This is a genomic window from Kribbella endophytica, from assembly GCF_054781295.1.
In genome coordinates this window covers 2,109,851-2,129,047 of sequence record NZ_BAAGUR010000001.1, presented here as the reverse complement: position 1 = coordinate 2,129,047, position 19,197 = coordinate 2,109,851, and the positions used below count along the sequence as shown (strand labels likewise).

The window sequence follows — 19,197 nt, the reverse complement described above, 5'->3', positions numbered from 1 at the left end:
TGCTCCTTTACTCGACGACCAACACTTCGTGATCGGTGATGCGTTCCACCTCGACCGTAATCCAGCCGTCCTCCGGCGTCACCGCGGCCTCCCCGCCGTCGACCAGCAGCGACGCCCGGCTCCCGCTCGCCCGCACCGACACCGTGAACGGCCCGCTCGGCGTGAACTCCTCCAGCCGCCCGCGCCACGCGCCGCCCTGATCCAGGTTGACCAGGTGCACCACGGTCCGCTCGCCCTGCCGGTAGACCTGGCAGTCCAGTACCCCGGCACCGGAGACCCGCAACGGGATCTCCCCGGCGAACCGCCGGACCAGGTTCGCCAGCAGCCGCCCGTGGTCCGGATGGTGGTAGCGGGCGTACAACCGATCCAGATCAGCGGCCAGGTACGCCGTCCGCTCACCCAGCACCAGCCCCGGTACGTCGGTCCGCGGCTCCGCCATCCACGACTTCTCCGGCGGGTAGATCGGGAACGGCGGCACCAGCGTCAACGCGCCCTCTCCCTGCACGACCTCCAACGCGCCACCGAACGGCAGCAGATCGGTCCCGTCGAACCCGTCGGCCACCGAACGGTCCTCGATCCGCAGGTAGCTGTGGCTGTCGTACGTCTCCCAGCTCCCCGACGACCCACCAACCCGCCGCTCCCCGCTGTGCCGTACGCCGAGCAGCTCACCGAGCGCGAAGTCGTCCCGCCGGTCTCCCCACTCGTCGTACAAGCTCGACTCGCCGGTCACGATCAACGCACCACCGGCCGCCACATACTCCTTCAAGTCGGAACACTCGACATCGCTCAGAACACCAATGTTGGGCACGATGAGACACGCAAACGACGAGTCGACCGAGGCCGTCGGCAAGTACGGAATGCGAGCCCGCACCAACGCATCCACCCACCCGCGGTACGGCAACTGACTCACCGCCTCCGGATCGTCCTTGCCGTGGAAATCCACACTGCGCTGACTCCACAGCAGTCCGACGGTGGCGACGGGCTTCCTGTCCACCAAGTACTTCTCGAACTCCGAATGCCAAGCAAACAGCGCTTCAGCCGTCGCATACTGCCGCCGATCCTCATGCACCGACCCGATGTGATGCCACCACGGCTGGATCCCGCCGGCAAACCCCTCCACCGCCCACATCCGCGCCTCCGGCGCCGGCTTGCTGCCGAGCCGGAACGTCGGCGTCCCCGCGTCGTACATCGCCGTGCTCTCCGGGATCAGCGTGTCCCACCCGAGCAACCCGTGCAGCCGCTTGCCCGTGTCGGCGTTGGCCTGGAACCCCGACTCGTCGTGCCGCCACTGCGAGTCGAGGAAGAAGACCGGCGCCCGCGAGCAGATCGCGACGTCGTCCCGCAATCTCTTGCTCTGAGCAACGACCTCGCCCCCGTTCATCCCGATCCACAGGCAGTCCGGCCCGCCCGCGCGCCGCGTCACCTCGTTGTTGAGATCCCACACGGCGAGCCGCCGGTCGTAGCTCCACCGGATCCACCGCCGGTACGCCGGATCCGCCCAGTCCACAACCCGCGGCAGCTCGAGCCCCACAAGCTCCTTGAACGAAGCAAAGCAGTTGGCGCAGTAGCAGATGTGCTCCCGATCGAGCCCGCTCCAACTGTTGTCCGTGATTCCGTCCGGCGCCGTCCGCTCGATGATCTCCTCGAGCACCCCCGTCAGGAAGTCCCGGTAGTAGGGCCCCGTCACGCACGCGACGTACAAGTCGCCGGCCCGATAAGGCTCACCCGCAGCATCCACAGCGAACCAGTCCGGATGCGCGTCGTACAAGGGCTGATGGGCCCGGTTGGAGTCCATCCTGGCCAGCACGGTCAGGCCCTCGGAGCGCGCCGCGGCCACGATCTCGCCGTACAGGTCGCGATCGCCGAGGAACTCCGCCCGGTGATGCAGCGGGAACTTGCTCGGGTAGTACGCGACGATGCCGCCCGCGTTGACGATGACACCCTGCACCCTGGTCCGGCGCCACTGGCCGCGCCACCAGTCCGCGTCGTACCGGGCCGGGTCCTTCTCGGTCAGGTTGGTCTGCGCCCAGCGCAGCGTGCGCCGGTACCAGGGTGCGCCGGTCATCCGGCCAGGCTCTTCAGCGCGTCGCCGGAGCCGGACAGGTTGTCCAGCACCATCTCGGAGTACTTCCGGCTCAGCACGACACCTTCGGCACCCCCTTCGAAAGCAGCCAGTACGGCGTCGCGCACGCTGTCGCGCGAGCACTGCGTCAGGTCGCCCTCGTTGTCGTCCCAGTTGATCTTGGTGCCCAGATCGCGCGGCGACTCCAGCCCGCGCTGCTTGGCGACCCCGACCGGGATGTCGATGTCGATGCCCGGGTAGATCAGGCTCTGCCCGCCGACGCCGGCGACGGCCCGCTCGGTCTCGCGCCGGACGTAGTCCGCGGTGAAACCGCTCTGCGGCAGCTTGTCGTACGAGCCCTCGTCGAGCTGCAGCAGCTTCATCATCAACGGGTAGACGTCTTCCGGATCCGCGTCCGCGAACAGCGCGCCGCAGATGCTCTTCACCCACGTGAAGAACCGGGGCCCCGCACAGTTGTTGTAGATCACCACCTTGATGAAGTCGGAGAACTTCGCCATCTCGGCGTAGTCCTGGTCCGCCCGGTAGAACGGACTGAACGAGATGTTGTGGTAGACGTGCCAACCCACCTGTACGGCGGGCGACAGCGCCTTCGCGACCCCGTAGATGTCGCGGTACAGCTGTCGCTGGCTCTCCGTCCACAACGTCTGCCAGGCCAGCACTTCCGGGAAGTTCAGCAGGATCCGCCAGAACGCGACGAACGCGCCGTCGGCCGGCCGCTCACCGGCGCCGACCCGCTGGTTCCACTCGACCAGCTCGCGGTAGCCGCGCATCGCCCGGTCGACATCGATCCCACGCTCGCGCCCGAACTGGCGGCAGTGCGGGCAGAAGCAGCCGACCTCGGCCACGTCGACCGTGCCCTGCATCAGCATGTTCAGCGGACCGGGCCGCTCCGAGCACCACGCGAGGCCGTCGAGCTCGTAGCTCTGCAGGTAGTCCTCGACGAAGCTCAGGTGCCAGTTGCGGTAGTCCGGGTTGTTGAAGCACGGCCGGCGGCCGGGCCTCCCCCATGCGTCGACCTCGAGCACCTTGACGAAGTTCGGGTACGTGCGCAGCTGCTTGGCGCCACCGCTCTCCTCCATCCAGGCGAACGACTTCATCCCCCGCTCGCGCGCCTTCGGGATCACCTCGGCGAGCAGGTCGAGGTCGGGGTGCTCGGGCGCCTGCCCGGCCGACCCGAGCACCGTGTTGCCGTAGTACTGCGGGTGCGTGGTCGCGTAGTTGCCGCCGACCCACCCCAGGTCATACTCCTGACCACCGTGGTCCGGGACCGGGTGTCCGGGAATCTGCCGCCCGCCGGTGCCCCGGGTCCAGGTCGGCGTGGCCAGGAAGAGCGCGTTCACCGCGCCCCGGTCGGCCAGGATGTCCAGTGTCTGGTCGACGCCTTCGTCGACGAACGAAACCGCTCCGATCTGCATGGCTACGAGCCGGTCCGGCACGTCGCTCACCCCTTCATTCCTGTCATCGTGATGCCTTGGATGAAATAGCGCTGCGCGAAAAGGAAGACGGCGATCACCGGTACGACGGAGACCGTCGCACCGCACATCAGCAGACTGATCTGGGTGAAGTACTCGCCCTGGAACTGGGCCAGCGCCACCGGCAGGGTCTGCAGGTTCTCGGAGTTGATGTAGATCAACGGCCCGAACAGGTCGTTCCACGACTCGAGGAAGGTGAACACCCCGATCGCGGCCAGGGCCGGTTTGGTCTGCGGCAGCATGATCCGCCAGTAGATGCCGAACGTTGAGGCGCCGTCGATCTTGCCGGCGTCCTCCAGCTCCTTCGGCACGGTGAGGAAGGACTGCCGCATCAGGAAGGTCGCGAACACCGGCGTGAGCACCTTCGGCACCCACAGCGGGTACTGGGTGTCCACCCAGCCGATGTGCCGGAACACGATGTACTGCGGGATCAGGTACGCGATCCCGGGGATGATCGAGGTGGCCAGCAGCACCATGAACGCGATGTCCCGGCCGGCGAACTTCAAGCGGGCAAAGGCGTAACCCGCCATCGAGGCGACGATCAGGATGCCGACCACGTTCAGCCCGGCCAGCTTCACGCTGTTCCAGAGGAAGACCGGGATCAGCTCGAAGATCTGCCGGTAGTTGTCCCACTGCGCGTCCTTGGGCAGGAACTGCGGCGGCACCGACAGCACCTGCGCCTCCGGCCGCAGCGACGCGCTGATCATCCACACCAGCGGCGCCAGGAAGGCCGCCGCGAACAGCGTCATCACGACGTACTGCGAGGTCTTGGTGGCGATTCTCATGTGTAGAACACCCACCTCTTCTGCAGCCGCCACTGCAGGAACGTGACGGCGGCGATCACCGCGAACAGGATCCAGGCCATCGCCGAGGCGTAACCGACCTTCCCGAAGCCGAACGCGTTCTGGTAGATGTTGAAGATGTAGACGCTGGTGGAGTGTCCCGGCCCGCCCTTGGTCATCACGTAGATCAGTCCGAAGACCTGGAACGACGTGATGAACTGGGTGATCAGCAGGAACAGGAAGTGCGGCGTCAGCAGGGGCAACGTGATGTACCGCAGCCGCGCCCACGCCCCGGCGCCGTCGATCCTGGCCGACTCGAAGTACTCCTCCGGCAGGCCCTGCAGGCCGGCCAGCAGGATGATCATCGGGTACCCGATGCCCTGCCAGACGCTCACCAGGATCACCGCCGGCATCGCCCAGCTCGAGCTCGACAACCACTGCGGGCCGGAGATCCCGACCTGGCCGAGCATCCCGTTGATCACGCCGTTGTCGGGCTGGAAGAACCAGAACCAGACGAACCCGATCGCCACCACGTTCGTCACGTACGGCGCGAAGTACGCCGTACGGAAGAACGCCACGCCCCTGATCGGCCGCGAGCAGAGCAGGGCCAGCACCAGACCGAGCCCGATGGTCAGCGGGATGCTGGCCAGCGTGAAGTAGATCGTGTTCTTGAACGTCTGCACGAACAACGGGTCGTTGCCGAACAGGTCGCGGAAGTTCTGCAGCCCGACGAACTTCGGTGCCGAGATGCCGTTCCAGCTGGTCAGTGACGCGCCCATCGAGACCAGGATCGGGAAGAACTGGAACACCACCACGCCGACCACGATCGGGCTGATGAACAACCAGCCGACCAGGTTCTGCTTACGGCGTTCACGGCGGGCCTGGGCCACTGCGACCGGGCGGCTGCGGGTCAGGGATAACGTTGCCATTGGCAATCAGCCCTTCAGTGCGGTCTCCACCTGCGGCGTGATCTGTTTCAGTACCTCGGCGACCGGCTTCTCGCAGTTGTAGGCCTGGTCGAGCGCCGGCCGGTAGAGCTCCCGGGCGCCGAGCGTGTTCTTGGTCTGGTTGGTCGCCGTCAGGTGCTTGGACGCCTCACCGAACAGGCCGATGTGCTCGGGCATCTTGCCCTTCGGCGCGAGTTCGGCCGCGGCCTTGTTGTTGATCGGCGTGAACGAACCGCCCTCCAGCAGGATCCGGCCGCCGTCCTCACTGGCCAGGTACTTCAGCAGGGCCCAGGCCTGGTCGGGGTTCTTGGCCGTCTTGGGGATGCAGAAGACGATCACGCTGGACTCGGTCTTCTGCTGCAGGTCGGCCGGCGGCGGCGCGACGTCCCAGGTGAAGTCCTTGATCGTGCTGCGCAGGTAGGGCACCGTGCCGAAGGTCGCGTAGAGCATCGCCAGTTTGCCCTGCGCGAACATCTGCGTCTCGGCGTTGTCCTGCTGCAGCGACGACCACGGCGGCTGCACCTTGTCCTTGCAGGTCAGGTCGGTGGCCCACTGCAGGGCCTCGAGCTCCTTGTCACCGGACAGCGTGAACTTCGTGCCGTCGGTCGAGAAGATCCCGGTCTCGCTGCCGTGGTTGACGGTGAACGTCTGCTCGTACCCGGTGTCCAGGTAGATCAGTCCGCCGTACCGCTGGCCGGGGACGGTGAGCTTCTTGGCCCGGTCGACGAAGTCGTCCCAGTGCCAGCCCTCCGCGCTCCACGTCGTCGGCGGCAGCGGTACGCCGGCCTGCTTGAACAGGTCGACGTTGTAGAAGATCAGCCGAGGCTCGTAGCCGACCACCCACGCGGTGTGCGAGCCGTCCGGTTGCTTCGGGAACTCGTACACCTCCTTGGCGAACTGCGAGGTGTCGAGCCCGTCCTTCTCGATGTACGGGCGCAGGTCCAGCAGCGCGCCCTGCTCGGAGAAGCCGCGGACGAAGTCGTCGTTGATCCGCATGATGTCCGGCGGTGCTCCACCGGCGAGCAGCGTGCGCATCTTGGTGTCGTACTCCTGGGTGACCGCGGGCTGCACCGTGACGGTCGCGCCCGAGGCCTTCTCGTGGGCCTGGATCGCCTGTTCCAACGGCGTGCCCTTGACCTGCTGCCAGTTGAGGAAGGTGAGGCCCTTGCCGCCACCGCCCGCGTCGTTGCCGCCACCACCGCAGCCGGCCAGCACACCGCCGGCCGCGATTCCGCCCAGCCCCGCCAGGAACCGGCGGCGGCTGAGGTTGGAGGGGATTGTCTGCACCGGAATCTCCCATCCACGAAGGATGAATACGTATACAATGAATACGTATACACACCGATCTACCGCCGGTCAACGGCGAAGGACCACACTCTTCAGTAGGGTTCGGGTCCGACCACGAGGGGAGGCCACGGTGAGTCGACCACCAACCAGCAGGGATCTGGCACGTCTGGCAGGGGTGTCCCAGGCGACGGTGTCCCGAGTGCTGACCAACAATCCGAAGGTCAATCCGGAGACCAGGGCGCGCGTTCTGCAGGTGCTCAAGGAGGCCAACTACACGCCGAACGCGCTGGCCCGCGCGATGAAGACCGGCCGCACGGACACGATCGGGGTCTTCATGACCCGCGTGACCAGCCCGTTCCACGCCGAGCTGCTGGACGAGATCGGCCGCGTGCTCAGCTCGGTCGGGCTGCACATGATCCTGTGGAACATCGAGCACGACCCGGAGGAGTCGGTCAGCAAGGTCCTGCAGCAACGGCTGGTCGACGGGTTCCTGCTGACCTCGGCGACGTACGACTCGACCCTGCACACGATGGCCGTCGAGTCCGGTACGCCGACCGTCCTGCTGCACCGCGGGATCGACGGTCTGGACTGCGACCAGGTCGTCGGCGACAACTGGCAGGGCGCGTACGACGCCGGCCGGTATCTCGCCGAGGCGGGCCACACCGAGATCGGGCTGGTCCGGCTGGAGCACACCGGGAACACGTCACGCGATCGCGAGCTCGGCTTCCGGGCCGCGCTCGACGAGGCCGGCGTGAAGATCAAGGCGCGCAACACCGTCACCGTCGGCGTCCCGCACGCCGACGGCCACGCGGCCGCGCAGAAGCTGCTCTCGCAGCAGAAGCCGCCGACCGCGATCTACACGATGACCGACCTGCTCGCCTTCGGCATCCTCGACGGCGCCCGCGCGCTCGGCGTGAAGGTCCCCGACGACGTGTGGGTGATCGGCTACGACAACACCGACCTGGCCGCCTGGGAGTCCTTCGACCTCACGTCGGTCGCCCAGCCGATCCACGCCATCGTCGAATCCGGCGTCGACCTGCTCCGCCGCCGCATCACCGAACCGGACCGCCCATCAGAGATCGTCACCCTGCCCTGCCCGCTGGTAGTCAGAGGCTCGACCGCGAACACGCCTGCTTAGTTCTCCAACAGAGGTAGTACGTCCTGCAGGACTTTCGCGTGGTCCGTCGGGTTCTTCAGACCCATGCCCATCGTGTTCACGCTGAGGTGGGTTGCTCCGATCTCACGCCAGGCTTGCGCAAACGCAGGCCACTCCGCCTCCGGGACCCGACCGAGAGACAGGCGCGCCTCGAACCCGATGTCGGCGGGATCGCGGCCCGCCTCCACGGCGTACTGGCGCACGCGCTCGACAGCAGCGCGTGCCTCCTCGTCGGGGTTGCTCTGCGGCATCCACCCGTCGCCGATCTCGCCCGTACGACGCAAGACAGCCTCGGCCGTGCCGCCGAACCAGATCGGGATCTGACGAGCAGGCAGCGGATTGAGCCCGGCCTCCTCGACCTGGTGGTACTTCCCGTCGTACGAGATGACCGGGTCGGCCCACAGCTTGCGGAGCAGGTCGACCTGCTCCTCGAGCTTGGCGCCGCGCTGCTTGAACGGGACACCGAGAGCGTCGTACTCGACCTGGTTCCAGCCGATCCCGACCCCGAGCCGCAGCCGACCGCCGCTCAGGACATCAACCTCGGCGGCCTGCTTCGCGACCAACGCCGTCTGGCGCTGCGGCAGGATCACCACACCGGTCACCAGCTCCAACCGCGTGGTCACCGCCGCGAGATACCCGAACAGCACGAAAACCTCATGGAACAAGGACTTGTCGGTGTATCCCGTCCACCCCGGCCGATTCGTCGGATCCGCGCCGAGCACATGGTCGTAGGCCAGCGCGTGCGTGTAGCCGGCCTGCTCGACGGTCTCGGCCCAGGACCGGACCACCACCGGGTCACTGCCGATCTCGAGCTGGGGGAAGACGGCACCGATCCTCACAGGGCGACTCCTTGCAGTAGTTGGACGATCCCTTGCACCGCTTGGTCGAACGGCTCGTCGTCGTTCGCCGCGCGAGCCAGCACGTACCCACCTTGCAGTACGGCGGCAACCGTCGCCGCCGTGGCCACCGGATCCAGACTCTGCGGGAACTCACCCGCTTGCTTGCCCTCAGCAAGGATCTCGGCGAGCCGTTCGCGGATCCGCCGGAAGGTGGCCTCGACCGGCGCCCGCAGTACGGGGTCGGCCATCACGTCCGGGTCGGCGGTGAGCCGGCCGATCCGGCAGCCCTTGAGCACCTCCCGGTCGCGCTGCAGGTACCGCGCGATCCGCTCGACCGCCGTACCGGGACCGGACAGCTGCTCCTCAGCGGCCGCGCTCAGCTCGGACGCCGACCGCTCGATCGCCGCCTTCGCCAGCTCCGCCTTGCCGGAGAAGTGGTGGTACATGCTGCCCTGACCGGCGTCGGCCGCCGCCTGAATCGCCTTCGGGCTGGTCCCGACGTAGCCTCGCTCCCAGAGCAGCTGCTGCGTGCTCCGGATCAACCGTTCGACTGTCTCCACCCTGCCCACTGTACCGAGAGGTACAGCTTCGAATGGTGTCCCCGTACGGCGACCGATAGTCTCGGTCGCCATGAGCACCTCCGTCGCGATCGCCGTGATCACCTTCCGGCGACCCGAGCTGCTGAAGGACCTGCTGGACAGCTTGCAGGCCCAGGAGCTGCCCGCGGACAGCGAGTTCGCCGTACGGATCGTCGTGGTCGACAACGACGCCGCCGGCTCGGCCGCGGAGGTGATTGCCGCGTCGACCGGCCCGTACAAGGTCGAGTCGGCGATCGAGCCGGAGCCGGGGATCCCGTTCGCGCGGGAGAAGTCGGTGCAAATGTGCTGGGACGACGACGCGCTGATCTTCGTCGACGACGACGAGGTCGCGCCGGACGGCTGGCTGGCGACGCTGCTCGGCGCCTGGGAGAGCACCGGCGCCGACGTGGTGACCGGCCCGATCCAGGGCATCCTGCCGCCGGACGCCCCGGCCTGGAACCGGTACAGCGACGTGCACGATTCGACCGGTAAGCACAAGACCGGTGACGTGCTGAACAAGGCGTACACGAACAACACGCTGGTCGCGCAGAAGGTGTACCACCAGGTCACGCCGGCCTTCCACCCGGCGTTCCGGTTCACCGGGTCGAGCGACCTGCACTTCTTCCTGCGCGTGCACCAGGCCGGGTTCCGGATCGTCTGGTGCGAGGAGGCCCGGATCACCGAGGACGTGCCCGCGTCCCGGACGACGCTGCGCTGGCTGGTCCGGCGCGCGTTCCGGTCCGGCAGCGGCGACAGCATCTCCCGGGTGCTGATCCGGCCGGGCGTGGCCAGCGTCGCGAAGGCGCTGGCCTATGCTCTGGCGCGGATCGGATCGGCCGTCGTCTACGGCCTGGCCGGTCTGGTGCTCGTACGCAAGACCTATCTGCTGAAGGCCGTTCGCCGGTTCTTCTCGGGCATCGGCAGCCTCGCGGGCATAGTAGGGATCAACCATGACGAGTACCGGGAACGGCACCACACCGACGGTGGCGACGCTGTGCCACGCGATCTGGCAGCTGGAGAGGGAGCTGGATCTGCTGAGCTGGCGGATCCAGGGCGCCCACCCGTGGCCGATCATCCGGATGCGCGTCTTCCATGAGCTGACCAAGCGCGGCGGGATCCACGGCGAGCCGCACCCGGTCCGCCGGACGCGCTCGGACAAGGCCCGCCTGGTCGGCAAGCACGTCGCCGGCGTGGTCGGGAAGAACCCGTTCCTGACCTCCGGCGCGTACGACGCCCTGGTGGTGCCGCACCCGCGCAAGCCGGCCGGGATCGAGATCTACACCGACAAGCTGCGCACCGAGCTCGGGTCGTCGGCGCTGGTGCTGGACTCCGGGATCAACGGGACGCCGCTGGCCGGCAGCCGCAACCTGGACTTCTTCACCTCGGCCGCGGGCGCGGTCCGCAGCCGGTCGATCGACGCGCGGACCACGACGATCGCGAACGCGCTCGAGGCGCTGACCGGCGTGAAGGTCCCGATCGGCGCGCTGGTCGCGCGGGAGATCCCGAAGCACCTGCGGCTGCGCACGCTGTACCGCGCGCTGCTGCGGCGGCACCGGATCAAGACCGTGTACTCCGTGGTGTCGTACTTCCACCAGCACATCACCGGCGCGGCCCGCGACCTCGGCGTACCGGTCATCGAGCTGCAGCACGGCGCCATCAGCCCGTACCACCTGGGCTACAGCTACCCGGGCAGTCCGGTGGTCGCGGACCAGCCGGACGAGCTGTGGTGCTTCGGCTCGTACTGGGAGACCGTCGCCGAGCTGCCCGCGGGGATGTCGACCGCGGTGATCGGGGCGCCGTTCCTGCCGGCTGCTGACGCGTCGCTGAAGATCGACGACCAGGTGCTGTTCCTGTCGCAAGGGACGATCGGGCCGGCGCTGCTGGACTTCGCGATCGAGTTCTCGGCGGCGCGGCCGGAGCTGGACGTGGTGTTCCGGCTGCACCCGAGCGAGCACGAGACGGACTACGTCGTACCTGGTGGGTCGCGGGTGCGGTTGTCGGCGGGGTCGGCGGAGTCGACGGTCGAGTTGCAGCGGGCGGCGGCGTACCAGGTGGGTGTGTCGACGACGGCGTTGTTCGAGGGGATGGCGCTCGGATGCAAGACCGCTGTGGCTGAGTTGCCGGGGCACGAGTACCTGCAGCCCGTCGTGGATCTTGGGGACGCGCTGCTGGCGTCCGACGCGGCGACGCTGGCTGCGCGGCTCGGGGATGCGCCGGTGTGTGTGGACAGTTCGGTGTACTACGCGGCGGACCAGCTCAGCGCCGTACTGAAGGATCCCTCCCGATAAAGCCGAGCAGGCGGTCCTGGAGCGGAGCGTCCTCCGGTACGGCGACCTCCGGGCCGAACACTTCCACGTCGGGGCCGAAGGCACCGGGCGTGCGGTAGAGCGTCATCATCTCGGCCGGGATGGACGTCGTACTGCGCCAGAGCCGCTCGACGTCCTGCGGGTCCATCGCCTCGTTCTGCCCGGTCGCGCGGGCCAGGTCCCAGCCGTGCAGGACCAGGTCGTCACTCACGACCTGATCGATCTGTGCCTCGGCCGTCATCCGGCCGGTCGGGGTGTCGACCTCCTGCGCGGCGAGCTCGGGGTTGTCGAGCACCTCTTCCACCGCCGCCCTGGCCTGCCGGAACGTTTTGAGCGGATCGTTGCCCTCACCGAACGAACGCCCCACCGGCCCGAGCATGTACCCGTGCATCGCGATCACGTGGTCCACTACGTCCCGCGCCGACCACTTCACACAGGGCGACTGGTTGCCCCAGTCCCCCTCTTCCACCGCCGCGACCTTCGCCTCGAATGCTTGCGCTCGGCGCCGATACCGCTCCCCGATGTCTCCCATCGGGCCACCTAACCACCCGATCAGCCGAAACTGAACCGTCTGGGCCGGGGCGCGCGGGGTACCGGGGTGGCTCGCACCCGACGAGGAGGTCACACGATGAGCGGCATCACGCAGTCGGTGGACGTCGACGTCCCGGTCACGACGGCGTACAACCAGTGGACCCAGTTCGAGTCCTTCCCGCACTTCATGGACGGGGTCGAGGAGGTCCGGCAACTGGACGCCACGCACACCCACTGGGTCACCAAGGTGGGCGGCGCGACCCGCGAGTTCGACGCCACGATCACCGAGCAGCACGCCGACGAACGCGTCGCCTGGAAGTCCGACTCCGGCCCGCACCACGCAGGAGTCATCACCTTCCACCAGCTCGAACCGGCCAAGACCCGCGTCACCGCCCAGATGGAGATCGACCCCGAAGGCTTCCTGGAGAAGGTCGGCGACAAGCTCGGCGTCGTCGAAGGCCGGGTCAAGGGCGACCTCCAACGCTTCAAAACCTTCATCGAGTCCCAGGGAACCGAAACCGGAGCCTGGCGAGGCGACGTCCCGCGGTAGGACGCCGGCAGACTCGTCGGCGCCCGTACGCCGCAGGAGATCACCGAGGTCGCCACGTACCTCGGCCCCCGGCGTACTGGCGCGCCATGGAACAAGCGGGCCTGATCCCGCTACGGTCGGCCTGAGGAGGTGCCATGCGATTCGCGATGATGCACAAGACCAACCCCGCGCTGGAAGCCGGCCAGGCTCCCGACCCGGAGATCCTCGTCCGCGCCGACGCGGTCCTGGAGGAGATGCGCCAGGCCGGCGTCCTGCTCACGGCCGAGGGCCTGCTCCCCAGCAAGCACGGCGCCCGGATCACGTTCCCGGACGGTCCGCCGAGAGTCCTCGACGGCCCCTTCACCGAAACCAAGGAGCTCGTCGCCGGCCTCTCGATCATCCGCGTCGCCTCCCGGGACGAGGCGATCCAGTGGGCGCTGCGCTTCGCCGAGGTGGACCCCGGCACCGAGATCGACATCCTCCAACTCGCCGACTGACCCCGGCGGTGCCGTACTACGCGGCAATCGCCCACAGCTGAGCGTCAGACGGGCGCGAGCACGCCCTCCTCGGCAACGACCAGCGAGTCGATCGCGGCGAAGAACGCGGCGATGCCGGGGAGGTTCGGGCCCTTCTTGCTGCTGGCGGCGTAGTCCTCGGTGGTCTCCCACTCGACGATGTCGAGCCACTCGTCGTCAGGGAGCTGGATCAGCCGGGCGGACAGGAACCCCGTCCGATCCGCCGCGAAGTCGGCGAGCATCGCCGGGCGGGCGGCGAGCAGTTCGTCGCGCCGAGCAGCCTTGAAGCGGGTCAGTTCAACAACAGACATAGTCAACATCCTTGATAGTAAGTAATCGTGACTATATCACTCCGCCAAGTTCGTGGCGGCCCACTGGCCGATGTCCTCGCGCCGGATGGCGGTGGCCATCAGGTCCGGGAAGAGGTCGGGCGTGCAGGCGAACGTGGGGATCCCCAGGTCGGCGAAAGCGGCGGCATTGTCCGCGTCGTACGACGGAGCGCCGGAGTCGGCCAACGCCAGCAGCGCGACCACCTGCACCCCGGACTCGACCAGCGAGCGCGCCCGCCGCAGCAACTCCTCCCGATTCCCGCCCTCGTACAGATCACTGATCAGCACGAGCACCGTCTCGGCCGGCCGCGCGACGAGCGTTTCGCAGTACGCGAGCGCCCGGTTGATGTCGGTGCCTCCACCGAGCTGCGTCCCGAACAGCACGTCGACCGGATCCTCGAGCTGGTCGGTCAGGTCGACGACCGCCGTGTCGAACACGACCAGGCTCGTCCGCAACGATCGCAGTGACCCCAGTACGGCGCCGAACACGCTCGCGTAGACGACCGACTCGGCCATCGAGCCGGACTGGTCGATCGCCAGCACGATGTCGCGCTGGACGCTGTGATTACGCCGCGCGTACCCGACCAGCCGGTCCGGCACGATCGTGCCCAGCGCCGGCGAGAAGTGCTTCAGGTTGATCCGGATCGTCCGGTCCCAGTCGATGTCGGCGTGCCGCGGCCGACTCGTTCGCCCGGCCCGGTCCAACGCTCCCGTGACGGCCGCCCGAGTTCGCTCGGCGAGGCGTTTCTGCAGGTCCGCGACCACCCGGCCGACGACCTCGCGTGCGGTCTGCTTGGTCTCCTCGGGCATCACCTCGTTCAGCGCGAGCAGCGTGCTGACCAGGTGGACGTCGGGCTCGACCGCGTTCAGCAGTTCGGGCTCCATCAGCATCCGGGTGATCCCGAGCCGCTCGACGGCGTCCCGCTGCATCACCTGCACGACAGAACTGGGGAAGTACCCACGAATATCGCCCAGCCACCGCGCCACCCGCGGCGCCGACGACCCGAGCCCGGCCGACCGCTTGGTCCCCGGTTCGCCCCGCTCCGCGTCGTACAAGGCAGCCAACGCGGCATCGACGGACTGGTCCGCCTTCGACAACGACGTACCGGTCTCCGGATCGGCCTCGCTGCCGAGGACCATCCGCCACCGGCGCAACCGCTCGTCGTCCATCACACCCCCAGCAATCGCGCCACGGTTGGCAGCACCGACGCGGCCAGCTCGGCATCGAGATCGTCGTCCACGGCAACTACCTTGACCGAACCACCCAGCGCCTGCGCCCGCTCACCGATCGACCGCCGCTCCGGCTTCGCGAAGGTCCCGAACGTCCTGCGCAGCAAGGGCAGAACCTCCAGGAACGCGTCGTCCGGAATCCCGGAAAGCCACCCGTCGACCAGGGCCAGCAACCGCTCGTCATGCACAAGCAGCAACCCGCCGCCCGCCAGGAAGCCCTCGACATATCCCGCCGCTTCACCGGTCGGCGTCCCCGGCGACAACGCGCGCCCCAACCGCAGCGCGACCTCGCCCGAATCCACCCGCGACGTGTCGAGCATCAACCGCGTCAACCGCCCACCGATCAATGGCGGCACCGATCCACGGTCGCTCAGCCCCTCCAACGTCCGCAGCCAAATCTCCCGCGACTCCTCCGACAGCAGCGAAGTCGCATCCTGTACGCCGTCGATCAGTTCCAGCACCGACGCCGCAGCATCCGGATCCAGCCCGTGCACCGTCCGCCCGAGCCCAGCAGACACTCGAGCCACCATCCGCTCGGCAACAGCACCCAGCCCCGCCGTGTCACTTCCCCGTACGTCGCCATAACGCGCCGACCTGGCCAACGCGGGCAGTGCGGCCATCAGATGTCCGACATCCGCGTCCTTCGCCGCCCGCGTGTCGACTCCCGCCAGCAACGCCGGCAACGCCTCGGCGAGATCCGCCAGCAACGAGCGCTCCAGTGCCGACGTCACCGCGGCCAGCGTGGACGACTCCGAAGCGGCCGCGAGCATGACCGTCGTCGCCGCCCCGACCACCGTCGTACCGTGCGCACCCGCCGCGACCAGATCCACCTCGAGCCCCGGATCCCACGCCAGCTTCCACATCTCCCGGAATGTGCCCTGCGCCCGCCGGTCGTCCGAGGTCGGCAACCCCCAGGAGATCCCGAGAATCCTCAACCGGTGCAGCAGATGCGACTTTTCCCGGTCGTTCTCCTTACGCAGATCCAGGTCGATCACCCGCTCGGCCGGATCGCGCTTGAGCCGCAGTCGCCGAGCCTGTGCCGCCAGATCCGCCGCGACCGGCGCCTGCGGCGTGTCGCCCGGCACGGTCCCGAGCAGCTCCCCGACGACCGCTTCGCGCGTCACCAGATCCAGCAGTACGTCGTTCCCGCCACACAGTACGGCGCGCGTCGCCTCGGTCATCTCACTCAGCCCGGCGAGCGGCCGTTCTCTCAACGCAGCAAGGGTCTCCGCCAGCCGGACCGCCTCGATCACGTGCGCGCTCGACACCGGCAGGTCTTCGGCCCGCAGCACGCGCGCGACCTTGGTCAGCCAGCGCGTGGTGATCTGGTCGGGCGCGGTGAACAGGTGGTGGTACCAGCCCGGCGAGGTCACGCCGGCGCCGTACCCGCTCGCGTTGGCCAGCCGGCTGTGCGTCCACGGCACCCAGGTGCACGCGACCTTGCGCTTGGCCAATCCCTTCAGGATCCGCGCGTCGTGAGTTGCCGGAGGCAACGGCAAGGTCAACGCGGGCACGTGCCAAGCACCACAGACCACGGCGATCCGCTCGAAGCCCTCCTTGATCGCCTTGCGCATCGTCTGCCGCATGTACGCCTCGCGCTGCGCCTCCCGGCCCATCGCCTGCTCGTCGCGCCGCAACTCGCCCATCGCCTCCGCGATCACCGTGAACGGCTCGGCGCCATCGCGCCGGTGCTCGATCACGTCGTCCCACCAGCGCTCCGGATCGTCGTAGCCACCAGCCGCGGCGAGCGTCGCGAGCGGATCGATCGACGACCCGCGCTCCCGCTCCGACGAGCCGAACATCAGCGCCGCCGGCAGATCACAGAACCGAACCGGTACGCCGCCGGCCAGCGCGAACCGGATCGCCTGCCACTCCGGGCTGAACACCGCGAACGGCCAGAACGCCGCCCGCGTCGAGTCGTCGACGGCGTACGCCAGCAGCGCGACCGGCGGCACCATCTCCGGATCCGCGGCCAGCTCGACCACCTTGTCGGCCTCGGGCGGTCCCTCGATCAGCACGATGTCCGGCTGCAGGTCCGCCAGGGCAGCCACCAGCGCCCGGGCCGACCCAGGTCCGTGGTGCCTGATGCCGAACAGGTGGACAGACATCAGCTCAGGTCCCGGCACGCCCGGTAGAAGTCGGACCAGCCGTCGCGCTCGCGGACGACGGTCTCCAGGTACTCCGACCAGACCACGCGGTCGGCCGACGGGTCCTTCACGACCGCACCGAGGATGCCGCCGGCCACGTCGTACGAGCGCAGGACGCCGTCGCCGAAGTGAGCGGCCAACGCGAGACCACCGGTGACCACGCTGATCGCCTCGGCGGTCGAGAGCGTGCCGGACGGCGACTTGACCGCGGTCCGCCCGTCCTCGGTCCGGCCCGATCGCAGCTCGCGGAACACCGTCACAACGCGGCGGATCTCGTCCAGCGCGCTGTCCTGCGGCGGCAGCTCCAGCGAGGCGCCGAGCTGCGCGACCCGGCGGGAGACGATCTCGACCTCGTCGTCGGCGGAGTCGGGCAGCGGCAGTACGACGGTGTTGAACCGTCGCCGCAACGCGCTCGACAGTTCGTTCACGCCCTTGTCCCGGTCGTTCGCGGTGGCGATCACGTTGAAGCCCTTGCGGGCTTGGATCTCGCCGGCCAACTCGGGGATCGGCAGCGACTTCTCCGACAGGATCGTGATCAGCGCGTCCTGCACGTCGGACGGCATGCGGGTGAGCTCCTCGATCCGGGCGATCTTCGCCTCGGCCATCGCGCGCTGCACCGGGCTCGGGACCAGCGCGGCCTCGCTCGGCCCCTGCGCGATCAGCTGCGCGTAGTTCCAGCCGTAGCGGATCGCCTCCTCCGCCGTACCGGCCGTGCCCTGGACGAGCAGCGTCGAGTCACCGCAGATCGCCGCGGCCAGGTGCTCGCTGACCCACGTCTTCGCAGTACCCGGTACGCCGAGCAGCAGCAGCGCCCGGTCGGTAGCGAGCGTCGCGACGGCCACCTCGATCAGGCGGCGCGGGCCGACGTACTTGGGAGTGATCTCGGTGTCGCCGGCCTGCCCACCGAGCAGGTACGTGACCACGGCCGCAGGCGACAGCCGCCAGGCCGGCGGGCGCACCCGGTCGTCCGTCGCCACCAGCGCGGCCAGCTCCTCGGCGTACTCGTCCTCGGCGTGCGGCCGCATCACTGCTGTGGTGCTCATGACAGCTCCTCGTACATCTCACGACGGAAAATCAGGGTCTCGACGAGCCGCAGGCGCCAGGTGTCTTCCTCACCGGTCGGCTCGCGGGTGATCGGGTGGTTCAGCACCTCAGGCGGTACGGCGCGCGCCGCGGTGCTCGCCAAGCGGGCCCAGCTGCGGTGAGTGCCGGCCTTGGCGAGCAGGTCGAGCACCAGTACGGCGACCGGCTCCGGCCACGGGACCGGGAGACCGCCGACCAGCTCGGACAGGTCGATGGTGGTCCGCAGGTGCTCGATCGCCTGGGGCAGCTCGGCTTCCGGGAGCACGCGCAGCAGCTCGCTGGTCCTGCCGTCGGTGGCGGCGTTGCTCAGGAGGAGGGAGCGGGCCCAGTCTGCGTTCTGGTCGCGGACTGCTGCTTCGGCCCAGGCTGCTTGGAGCACCTCGGGCGCTACGCCCTCCACTGGTAGCTGGAGGAGGTCCGGCGACGGCAGAGATGCTGCGGCGACGAGCTGCTTGAGCCAGCCGGCCCGCCGCCCGAGGCCGGGGTGCGCCTGCGGGTCGATGCCGTCGCGCTCCATCGCTTTGGTGACGCGCTCGGGCAAGGTGACCGCCAGAACGTCTTGCGTTTCCATCAGATGAGACCCCACCCGATCAGCCATCCGGACGCTGAACTGCGAGCCTTCGATCCGTGCCAGCAGCTCGGCCGCCAGACGACGAACCTCTTTGGCCCGGTCATCCAGTGCTTGCTCCAGGAACTCCTCGTCTGCCTTGCTGACCTTGACTTTGAGTGCCCCGAGAAACTCCAGCCGGGTAGCAGCTGTCTCGGTCGGCCAGACCTCGCGGAGTGCTTCCAACGCAGCCGCCGGATCGTTCTGCCTCAGCCGTCTGAACCACGCCCGCCGCTGCAGGGCGTTCCCATGGGTCCACAGCTCCGGGTCGTCACTGACGGCCTCGTGCAGGAACCGCCACTCCGGGTTCAGGTCGGCCAGCCAGGCTGCCCTTCTCCCCGCGGCAGCGATGACCAGCGGCCGGTACTCCGCGCGACCTTTCGCGTAGTCAGCCAACGCGGGCAGGTGCTCCGGCGGGATCCCCCAGCCCTTCGACTCGGCGATCCGCAGCCACTCGCCGAGTGCCGCCGACTGAAACCCGGTCAGCATCGCCGCCAACCGGCGGATCGCGTTCGACCGAGGCAGCGGTCGGTCCTCACCCTCGGCCTCCCGCAACGGCTCGATCCCCTGCAGGGGAAGGCGCCCCGCCCGCTTGTAAAGCGTCGCCAACGCGGCGGCGTCGAGCAGGCCGGCGTCGTCAGTCAGCTGCTCTCCCACCGCCGGAGGAAGCTCGTCGAACACAGGAGGCCGCCGGTCGGTCCCGAGCAAAGCGGAGGACACGAGCCCATCCCAGCCCCTCATCGCCGCACCTCCGGTGCAGCGGGGGTGAAGCGGCA

The 19,197-nt window shown here is 68.5% G+C and carries 18 protein-coding genes; 5 read left to right on the top strand and 13 right to left on the bottom strand.

Annotated elements, in window-relative coordinates; all coding sequences use genetic code 11:
- Positions 1 to 7: 7 nt before the first annotated feature.
- Genes ACYVIO_RS10180 through ACYVIO_RS10160 form a run of 5 tightly spaced genes read right to left on the bottom strand, consistent with a single transcriptional unit; the run spans position 8 to position 6,571 of the window.
- Positions 8 to 2,065 carry an alpha-amylase family protein gene (locus tag ACYVIO_RS10180; protein ID WP_460650419.1) on the bottom strand — a complete coding sequence of 686 codons (2,058 nt, stop codon included), beginning with the start codon at positions 2,063 to 2,065 and terminating at the stop codon, positions 8 to 10.
- Entirely contained in the window at positions 2,062 to 3,528 is a 1,467-nt protein-coding gene (locus tag ACYVIO_RS10175) for a hypothetical protein (RefSeq protein WP_460650418.1), read from the bottom strand. The genes ACYVIO_RS10180 and ACYVIO_RS10175 overlap by 4 nt, the downstream gene beginning before the upstream one ends.
- Positions 3,525 to 4,340: a carbohydrate ABC transporter permease gene (locus ACYVIO_RS10170; RefSeq protein WP_460650417.1), complete on the bottom strand. Its 816-nt coding sequence runs from the start codon at positions 4,338 to 4,340 to the stop codon at positions 3,525 to 3,527. The genes ACYVIO_RS10175 and ACYVIO_RS10170 overlap by 4 nt, the downstream gene beginning before the upstream one ends.
- Complete coding sequence (locus ACYVIO_RS10165) at positions 4,337 to 5,266, bottom strand: carbohydrate ABC transporter permease (protein WP_460650416.1); 930 nt, start codon at positions 5,264 to 5,266, stop codon at positions 4,337 to 4,339. Before ACYVIO_RS10165 ends, ACYVIO_RS10170 begins: the two co-directional genes overlap by 4 nt.
- Before the next feature lie 6 nt (positions 5,267 to 5,272).
- On the bottom strand, positions 5,273 to 6,571 hold the full coding sequence (locus ACYVIO_RS10160) for an ABC transporter substrate-binding protein (protein WP_460650415.1): 1,299 nt from the start codon (positions 6,569 to 6,571) through the stop codon (positions 5,273 to 5,275).
- A gap of 130 nt (positions 6,572 to 6,701) precedes the next feature.
- On the opposite strand from ACYVIO_RS10160, the gene ACYVIO_RS10155 reads away from it, so the two are divergent.
- On the top strand, positions 6,702 to 7,709 hold the full coding sequence (locus ACYVIO_RS10155) for a LacI family DNA-binding transcriptional regulator (protein WP_460650414.1): 1,008 nt from the start codon (positions 6,702 to 6,704) through the stop codon (positions 7,707 to 7,709).
- On the opposite strand, the gene ACYVIO_RS10150 is transcribed toward ACYVIO_RS10155, so the two are convergent.
- Positions 7,706 to 8,566 (bottom strand): LLM class F420-dependent oxidoreductase, encoded by an 861-nt coding sequence (locus ACYVIO_RS10150; protein WP_460650413.1) that lies wholly within the window; start codon positions 8,564 to 8,566, stop codon positions 7,706 to 7,708. The genes ACYVIO_RS10155 and ACYVIO_RS10150 overlap by 4 nt on opposite strands.
- On the bottom strand, positions 8,563 to 9,126 hold the full coding sequence (locus ACYVIO_RS10145) for a TetR/AcrR family transcriptional regulator (protein ID WP_460650412.1): 564 nt from the start codon (positions 9,124 to 9,126) through the stop codon (positions 8,563 to 8,565). The genes ACYVIO_RS10150 and ACYVIO_RS10145 overlap by 4 nt, the downstream gene beginning before the upstream one ends.
- Before the next feature lie 70 nt (positions 9,127 to 9,196).
- Between ACYVIO_RS10145 and ACYVIO_RS10140 the strand changes: the two genes are divergently transcribed.
- Both ACYVIO_RS10140 and ACYVIO_RS10135 read left to right on the top strand, forming a co-directional pair.
- Positions 9,197 to 10,240, top strand: a complete 1,044-nt coding sequence (locus tag ACYVIO_RS10140) for a glycosyltransferase family 2 protein (protein WP_460650411.1) — start codon at positions 9,197 to 9,199, stop codon at positions 10,238 to 10,240.
- Positions 10,224 to 11,432 (top strand): hypothetical protein, encoded by a 1,209-nt coding sequence (locus tag ACYVIO_RS10135; RefSeq protein ID WP_460652078.1) that lies wholly within the window; start codon positions 10,224 to 10,226, stop codon positions 11,430 to 11,432. Before ACYVIO_RS10140 ends, ACYVIO_RS10135 begins: the two co-directional genes overlap by 17 nt.
- On the opposite strand, the gene ACYVIO_RS10130 is transcribed toward ACYVIO_RS10135, so the two are convergent.
- The gene (locus ACYVIO_RS10130; RefSeq protein ID WP_460650410.1) at positions 11,401 to 11,982 is read right to left on the bottom strand and encodes a TIGR03086 family metal-binding protein; all 582 of its coding nucleotides are present in this window, start codon (positions 11,980 to 11,982) and stop codon (positions 11,401 to 11,403) included. The genes ACYVIO_RS10135 and ACYVIO_RS10130 overlap by 32 nt on opposite strands.
- Positions 11,983 to 12,078: 96 nt before the next feature.
- Here ACYVIO_RS10130 and ACYVIO_RS10125 point away from each other — a divergent pair, with 96 nt between their 5' ends.
- Both ACYVIO_RS10125 and ACYVIO_RS10120 read left to right on the top strand, forming a co-directional pair.
- Positions 12,079 to 12,531 carry an SRPBCC family protein gene (locus ACYVIO_RS10125; protein ID WP_460650409.1) on the top strand — a complete coding sequence of 151 codons (453 nt, stop codon included), beginning with the start codon at positions 12,079 to 12,081 and terminating at the stop codon, positions 12,529 to 12,531.
- Between the two features lie 134 nt (positions 12,532 to 12,665).
- Positions 12,666 to 13,007, top strand: a complete 342-nt coding sequence (locus ACYVIO_RS10120; protein ID WP_460650408.1) for a YciI family protein — start codon at positions 12,666 to 12,668, stop codon at positions 13,005 to 13,007.
- 44 nt (positions 13,008 to 13,051) lie between these two features.
- On the opposite strand, the gene ACYVIO_RS10115 is transcribed toward ACYVIO_RS10120, so the two are convergent.
- Genes ACYVIO_RS10115 through ACYVIO_RS10095 form a run of 5 tightly spaced genes read right to left on the bottom strand, consistent with a single transcriptional unit; the run spans position 13,052 to position 19,162 of the window.
- The gene (locus ACYVIO_RS10115) at positions 13,052 to 13,336 is read right to left on the bottom strand and encodes a hypothetical protein (RefSeq protein ID WP_460650407.1); all 285 of its coding nucleotides are present in this window, start codon (positions 13,334 to 13,336) and stop codon (positions 13,052 to 13,054) included.
- A gap of 36 nt (positions 13,337 to 13,372) precedes the next feature.
- Positions 13,373 to 14,524, bottom strand: a complete 1,152-nt coding sequence (locus ACYVIO_RS10110; protein WP_460650406.1) for a VWA domain-containing protein — start codon at positions 14,522 to 14,524, stop codon at positions 13,373 to 13,375.
- Positions 14,524 to 16,692, bottom strand: a complete 2,169-nt coding sequence (locus ACYVIO_RS10105) for a DUF5682 family protein (RefSeq protein ID WP_460650405.1) — start codon at positions 16,690 to 16,692, stop codon at positions 14,524 to 14,526. The genes ACYVIO_RS10110 and ACYVIO_RS10105 overlap by 1 nt, the downstream gene beginning before the upstream one ends.
- Positions 16,692 to 17,774 carry an ATP-binding protein gene (locus tag ACYVIO_RS10100; protein WP_460650404.1) on the bottom strand — a complete coding sequence of 361 codons (1,083 nt, stop codon included), beginning with the start codon at positions 17,772 to 17,774 and terminating at the stop codon, positions 16,692 to 16,694. Before ACYVIO_RS10100 ends, ACYVIO_RS10105 begins: the two co-directional genes overlap by 1 nt.
- Positions 17,771 to 19,162, bottom strand: a complete 1,392-nt coding sequence (locus ACYVIO_RS10095; protein ID WP_460650403.1) for a DUF5691 domain-containing protein — start codon at positions 19,160 to 19,162, stop codon at positions 17,771 to 17,773. The genes ACYVIO_RS10100 and ACYVIO_RS10095 overlap by 4 nt, the downstream gene beginning before the upstream one ends.
- Between the last annotated feature and the right edge of the window lie 35 nt (positions 19,163 to 19,197).

Coding starts and splice junctions, on each gene's coding strand:
- ACYVIO_RS10180 (WP_460650419.1), bottom strand. CDS start 2,065: ATGACCGGCGCACCCTGGTACCGGCGCACGCTGCGCTGGGCGCAGACC.
- ACYVIO_RS10170 (WP_460650417.1), bottom strand. CDS start 4,340: ATGAGAATCGCCACCAAGACCTCGCAGTACGTCGTGATGACGCTGTTC.
- ACYVIO_RS10165 (WP_460650416.1), bottom strand. CDS start 5,266: ATGGCAACGTTATCCCTGACCCGCAGCCGCCCGGTCGCAGTGGCCCAG.
- ACYVIO_RS10140 (WP_460650411.1), top strand. CDS start 9,197: ATGAGCACCTCCGTCGCGATCGCCGTGATCACCTTCCGGCGACCCGAG.
- ACYVIO_RS10135 (WP_460652078.1), top strand. CDS start 10,224: ATGCGCGTCTTCCATGAGCTGACCAAGCGCGGCGGGATCCACGGCGAG.
- ACYVIO_RS10130 (WP_460650410.1), bottom strand. CDS start 11,982: ATGGGAGACATCGGGGAGCGGTATCGGCGCCGAGCGCAAGCATTCGAG.
- ACYVIO_RS10125 (WP_460650409.1), top strand. CDS start 12,079: ATGAGCGGCATCACGCAGTCGGTGGACGTCGACGTCCCGGTCACGACG.
- ACYVIO_RS10120 (WP_460650408.1), top strand. CDS start 12,666: ATGCGATTCGCGATGATGCACAAGACCAACCCCGCGCTGGAAGCCGGC.
- ACYVIO_RS10115 (WP_460650407.1), bottom strand. CDS start 13,336: ATGTCTGTTGTTGAACTGACCCGCTTCAAGGCTGCTCGGCGCGACGAA.
- ACYVIO_RS10110 (WP_460650406.1), bottom strand. CDS start 14,524: ATGGACGACGAGCGGTTGCGCCGGTGGCGGATGGTCCTCGGCAGCGAG.
- ACYVIO_RS10105 (WP_460650405.1), bottom strand. CDS start 16,692: ATGTCTGTCCACCTGTTCGGCATCAGGCACCACGGACCTGGGTCGGCC.
- ACYVIO_RS10100 (WP_460650404.1), bottom strand. CDS start 17,774: ATGAGCACCACAGCAGTGATGCGGCCGCACGCCGAGGACGAGTACGCC.
- ACYVIO_RS10095 (WP_460650403.1), bottom strand. CDS start 19,162: ATGAGGGGCTGGGATGGGCTCGTGTCCTCCGCTTTGCTCGGGACCGAC.